The organism is Photobacterium lucens, from assembly GCF_009873615.1.
GTDB classification, from domain to species: domain Bacteria; phylum Pseudomonadota; class Gammaproteobacteria; order Enterobacterales; family Vibrionaceae; genus Photobacterium; species Photobacterium lucens.
In genome coordinates, this window is sequence record NZ_SSMG01000423.1 from 1 (window position 1) to 2,800 (window position 2,800).

The 2,800-nt window shown below is 40.1% G+C and carries 1 protein-coding gene; it reads right to left on the reverse strand.

Annotated elements, in window-relative coordinates; translation table 11 throughout:
* Positions 1 to 257 precede the first annotated feature (257 nt).
* Positions 258 to 2,285, reverse strand: coding sequence for an excinuclease ABC subunit UvrB (uvrB, locus tag E5A76_RS17220; protein WP_053986949.1), 2,028 nt, complete (start codon positions 2,283 to 2,285; stop codon positions 258 to 260).
* Positions 2,286 to 2,800: the final 515 nt, after the last annotated feature.

Consider the following 2,800-nt stretch of genomic DNA (forward strand, 5'->3'; position numbering starts at 1 on the left):
GCATTAGCGCAAACAAATAAGTGCTAGTCAAAGACAGTAAAAATGCGGATTTATAAAAAAAATGAAGATAAAAAAAGTTGGCACACTATCTGCTTTATATAAATCGACTCTAAAATTTAGAGTCAACCTAGCCAACTGACGTTGTTTGTGGATTTTTTCACTAAAACAATGACGCCAACCGAAACTCCTTTCTCGGTTGGCTTTTTTTTGCCTTAATTTCCACTCAACACAAACAGTGAAAACAACAAAGGAATGCACTAACTGTTAGCAATAAACTGCTCACGTAGCTTTTGGATCTTATCGCGGGTTTCTGCGGCTTGTTCAAATTCAAGGTTCTGTGCAAAATCATACATTTGCTTTTCTAGAGCCTGAATTTGTGACTCTAATTGTTGCGGAGTCAGAGTTGAATAAGTGCCTTTCGTTTCAGCGACTTTATGAAGTTCAGCGGCTCTATTGCGTGATTTCGCACGTGGGTTAGTGCCACCTAACTCAAGAATATCACCGATTTTCTTATTCAGTTTCTGAGGAGTAATGCCATGTTTAAGGTTGTATTCTGTTTGTTTCTCACGACGACGCTGTGTTTCATTAATTGCACGTTCCATTGAGCCTGTAATACGATCCCCATACAGAATAGCTTTACCTTCAATATTCCGAGCCGCACGACCAATAGTCTGGATCAAAGAACGCTCAGAACGTAAGAAGCCTTCTTTATCTGCATCTAAAATTGCCACTAACGACACTTCAGGCATATCTAAGCCTTCTCGTAATAAGTTAATGCCCACTAACACATCAAACTCACCTAAACGTAAGTCTCGAATGATCTCAACCCGTTCAACCGTATCAATATCAGAATGCAAATAACGTACTTTAACACCATGCTCAGTTAGATATTCCGTTAAGTCTTCTGCCATGCGTTTGGTTAAAGTCGTCACTAACACACGTTCATTTTTCGCTTCTCGAATATGAATTTCCGAGAGCAAATCATCAACCTGTGTTGCTACAGGACGCACTTCAATTTCAGGATCAAGCAACCCTGTAGGACGTACAACCTGCTCAGCGATATCGTTACTAGACTTCTCTAGCTCATAATTACCGGGCGTTGCAGAAACATAAATCGTTTGAGGGGCTAAAGACTCAAACTCTTCAAATTTCATAGGGCGGTTATCAAGTGCTGATGGTAAACGAAAACCGTATTCCACTAAGTTTTCTTTACGTGAGCGGTCACCACGGTACATGGCTCCAATTTGCGAAACTGTAACGTGGGATTCATCGATGATCAGCAGGCCATCAGCAGGCAAGTAGTCAAATAAAGTTGGTGGCGGCTCACCCTCAGCTCGACCACTGAGGTAACGTGAATAGTTCTCGATACCAGAGCAAAAGCCCAGCTCGTTCATCATCTCGATATCAAATTGAGTTCGTTGGCTAATACGCTGCTCTTCAACCAACTTGTTATTGGCAATGAACTGCTCTTTACGCACATCAAGCTCTTTTTTGATCCCTTCTATTGCCTCTAGAATTTTCTCACGAGGTGTCACGTAGTGGGTTTTAGGATAAATGGTCGTTCTAGGGAGATCACGTTGGATCACGGCTCCCGTTAACGGATCAAAAGAAGAAATACATTCCACTTCATCATCAAAAAGCTCTAAACGAATCGCTTCTTTTTCTGATTCTGCGGGGAAGATATCAATCACTTCACCGCGAACACGAAATGTACCACGCTCAAATGCCACATCATTACGTGTGTATTGCAATTCAGCCAAGCGACGCAGAATGTCTCGCTGATCTAAGAAATCACCACGACGAACATGCAGCATCATTTTTAGGTAAGAATCAGGATCACCTAAACCATAAATCGCGGATACCGATGCAATAATAATGACGTCACGACGCTCCATTAAGGCTTTGGTCGCAGAAAGTCGCATCTGCTCAATATGCGCATTCACCGAAGCATCTTTTTCAATAAAGGTATCGGTGGTCGGTACATACGCTTCAGGTTGGTAATAATCATAATAAGAAACAAAATACTCAACCGCATTATTAGGAAAGAACTCTTTCATCTCACCATATAATTGCGCAGCCAAGGTTTTATTGGGTGCTAGGATTAATGTTGGTCGGTTAGCTTGAGCGATAACATTAGCCACGGTAAATGTTTTCCCCGAGCCAGTAACCCCAAGTAATGTTTGATGTGCAAGCCCTGAATCAAGTCCATCTACCAGCTGTTCAATCGCTGTCGGTTGATCACCGGAGGGAGAATATTCAGAAGCGAGAGAAAAAAGATCGCTCATAGTTCATATCCAACAATAAATAACTGTTTACATTGTGGATAGACGCTTTGTAATGTCAATAACAGAAATGATAGTGAAAGAAGCTAAATGACAGATAAAAAAATAGCTTCAATATTAGTTTAACCACATCGTGAGTTTGAACACCAAACATCACTCACAATGTAGAGACCACAACTATTAACCTTGCTGGCCAACAGCCCCCTTTGGGTCTTAACTAACTAATATTGAAGCGAAAAACAACATTACATTGTTACTAGCTAACTTAAATTCTAAGCATGACGTTAAGCTAAATTTGACGTGTAGAGCATTAAGTACCTTTATCTTAATGATTAAGTTTAAATACCTGACTCGAATCCAGGTACTTAATGTTGGCAGCATGATAATGCGAAGAATTGAAGAGGTAAAAGTCATCACATGAATATAAACAAGAGATAAATAAGCCAGGCTTATAATTGGTTCTGAAATTCAGAAACTCAAGTATAAAAACACTGTATAAATACAGGTAAACATATAAT

What these genes read in the sequence shown, in the direction of transcription:
- uvrB (WP_053986949.1), bottom strand. Translation starts at nt 2,285, where the DNA reads ATGAGCGATCTTTTTTCTCTCGCTTCTGAATATTCTCCCTCCGGTGAT.